This is a genomic window from Desulfocurvus sp., assembly GCF_023230885.1.
In the GTDB taxonomy this organism is placed as follows: Bacteria; Desulfobacterota; Desulfovibrionia; order Desulfovibrionales; family Desulfovibrionaceae; genus Desulfocurvus.
The window spans coordinates 1-3,014 of the sequence record NZ_JALNWM010000282.1; the positions used below are offsets into that span (position 1 = coordinate 1).

Consider the following 3,014-nt stretch of genomic DNA (forward strand, 5'->3'; position numbering starts at 1 on the left):
CAGCAGCGGCAGGGCCAGGGCGGCCCCCACGGCCAACACGGCGGCCAGGGCCGCAAGAACACGTCCGCGCATCATCGCCTCGGGAAAAGCCTTGGGATTCCGGGCCGGGAAGCCCCGGGGGCAACCATGACTAATAAGCGGGGCCCGGGGCTGTCAAGGCGCGCCCGCCGGGGCGTCGCGGGCCGGTTGCGCCCGGGGCGGCTTTGCCGTACACAGGGGCCCGACGGCCCGCCCCGCCCCCGGCGCGGCAGGCCCCGGAACCCCCACCCCCACCCGAACAAAGAGGCCGCGCGAAGACCATGTCCCGCTGGGGAAAGCTGAACTATGCCCAGAAACAGTGCCTGGGAGCCGCGGGCAAGCTCATGCAGCAGGCCGGGATGCTCCACCCGGGCGCGCGCATCGGCGTGGCCGCCTCGGGGGGGGTGGACAGCTGGCTCATGCTCCAGGTGCTGACCATGCGCCAACGCATCGTGCCCTTTCCCTTCGAGCTCATGGTGCTGCATGTGAACCCGGGGTTCGACCCGGGCAACCACGAGCCCCTGGCGCGCTGGTGCCGCGAGCGCGGCGTGGCCGCGCACATCGAGCTGACCGACCACGGCCCGCGCGCCCATTCCGAGGAGAACCGCAAGGCGTCGGCCTGCTTCTACTGCGCCCGGCTGCGGCGCAAGGCGCTGTTCGCCCTGTGCCGGACCTACGGCCTGACCCACCTGGCCCTGGCCCACACCGCCGACGACCTGGCCACGACCTTCTTCATGAACCTCTTCGAGACGGGCAAGGTCCACGGCCTGGACATGGCCGAGGACTTCTTCGGCGGCCGGCTCAAGGTGATCCGCCCCCTGCTCTACCTGGAGAAAAAAACCGTCATCAAGGCCGCCACGGCCTTCGGGCTGCCCGTGTGGTCCAACCCCTGCCCCAGCGCCGGGGGCACCCGCCGCTCCGACTGGGAGGCGTGGCTGGACGAACACTACCGCCGCGCCAAGCACATCCGGCCCAATGTCCTCCAGGGCTTGCAGCGCTGGCAACTTGACAGAACCGTCGGGAAACAATAGGTCACAGGGAGTTGTCTCGGCGGGGTTCCATGCCCGCGTGAAACACCGGCCCGGCCCGAAGGGAGGCGTATGCTTTTCCGAAAATACCACGTCGTGATATTCAAGGACAACGAAGGATGCTCCCGGAAGCTCCGCCTGCGGGGCTGGCTGCTGTTCGTTCTTGCGGGTGTCCTCGTGGGGCTTGTGGCCGGCAACGTCTATTTCTGGAACTATTTCACCGGCTACTCCTCGGCCCAGGCGTCCCTGGACGAGGCCCAGAAAACAGTCCAGGAACAGCGCACCCAGCTCCTGTCCCTGGCCTCCAAGATCAAGAACCTCGAAAAAGACCTCATGCGCATCCGCGACTTCGACTCCAAGCTGCGGGTGATGATCAATCTCGACCAGGAGCGCGACGGCGGCACCTCCCTGGGCGGTGCGGCCCCCTCGGACTTCTCCGAGAACTACCTGCCCATGCACCGCCAGGAGCTGCTGGCGCGCAAGATGCACAACTTCCTGCATCAGCTGAACACCGACACCCAGATGGAAGAGGTGCGCCAGCAGCAGCTCATGCACGTCATTCGCGACAACCGCGAGCTGTGGGCCGCCACCCCGAGCATCTGGCCCACCCAGGGCTGGATATCCTCCGACTTCGGCTACCGGACCTCCCCCTTCACCGGGAAACGCGAGTTCCACAAGGGCCTGGACATCTCCGCCCCCCAGGGTACGCCCATCTACGCACCGGCCAAGGGCGTGGTCACCTTCTCCGGGCGCGACGGCGGCTACGGCATGTGCCTGACCGTCAACCACGGCTCGGGCATCTCCACCCGCTTCGCCCACATGCATTCCATGTCCGTGAAAAGCGGCCAGAAGGTCACCCGCGGCCAGCTCATCGGCTATGTCGGCAACACCGGCCGCAGCACCGGGCCGCACCTGCACTACGAGGTCAGGCTCAACGGGGTTCCCGTGAACCCGATGCGCTATATCCTGAACTAGCCGGGGCCCCCCGCGCAACGCGCTTTCCCGCCCTCTTGCCGGCCGGTGCCAGCCTGCCTCGGGAGGGCTTTCCTTTGGCGCCCGGAAGCACCGCGCCCAAGCCCCGCCGCGAGCCCAGCATGACCAGCACGACAAGCCCCAGCGAAAACACGCCATGTGCGGCATAGCCGGATACTGGAGCCCCGCCCCGCCCCCGGGCGGCCACGAGCCGCTCCTGGAGGCCATGACCCGGGCCATGAGCCATCGCGGGCCCGACGCCAGCGGCGGCTTCGCCGACCCCCAGGGCGGCCCGGCCCTGGCCCATGTGCGCCTGTCCATCCTGGACCTCTCCCCGGCGGGCGCCCAGCCCATGCACTCCGCCGACGGAACGCTGACCATCAGCTACAACGGCGAGGTCTACAACTACGAGGCCGTGCGCCGCGAGCTGGAAGACCTGGGCGAGGCCCCGGCCCAGGGCTGGCGCGGGCACTCGGACACCGAGGTCATCCTGGAGGCCGTGCGCGTCTTCGGGCTGCACGGTGCCCTGTCGCGCTGCGTGGGCATGTTCGCCTTCGCCCTGTGGGACCGGCGCGACCGCTCCCTGACCCTGGTGCGCGACCGCCTGGGCGTGAAACCCCTGTACTACGGCTTCGCCGGACCGAGCCTGCTCTTCGGCTCGGAGTTCAAGCCCCTGCGCCGCCACCCGCACTGGACCGGCGGCGTGGACCCCGGCGCCCTGGCCCTGTACCTGCAAACCCTCTATGTGCCCGAGCCGTGGAGCATCCACCCCGGCATGCGCAAGCTCGAACCCGGGCACAGCGTGCGCTTCACCGCGGCGGACCTAGCCGCGCGCACCCTGCCCGGGCCCCGGGCCTTCTGGTCCCTGGACGAGGCCGTGCGCCGGGGGCGCCGGTCGCCCTTTGCCGGAACAGGCGCCCAGGCCGCCGACGCCCTGGAGGCCCTGCTCACCGACGCCGTGCGCCTGCGCACCGTGGCCGATGTGCCCCTGGGCGC

The 3,014-nt window shown here is 69.7% G+C and carries 2 protein-coding genes and 1 pseudogene; all 3 read left to right on the plus strand.

The annotated features are described in order from the left end of the window. Positions 1-299 precede the first annotated feature (299 nt). Positions 300-1,049 (plus strand): tRNA 2-thiocytidine biosynthesis TtcA family protein, encoded by a 750-nt coding sequence (locus tag M0P34_RS14655; protein WP_291500446.1) that lies wholly within the window; start codon positions 300-302, stop codon positions 1,047-1,049. A gap of 69 nt (positions 1,050-1,118) precedes the next feature. Next, positions 1,119-2,021, plus strand: coding sequence for a M23 family metallopeptidase (locus M0P34_RS14660; protein WP_291500448.1), 903 nt, complete (start codon positions 1,119-1,121; stop codon positions 2,019-2,021). Positions 2,022-2,175: 154 nt separating this feature from the next. Next, positions 2,176-3,014: pseudogene (locus tag M0P34_RS14665) on the plus strand (asparagine synthetase B); the annotation flags it as partial.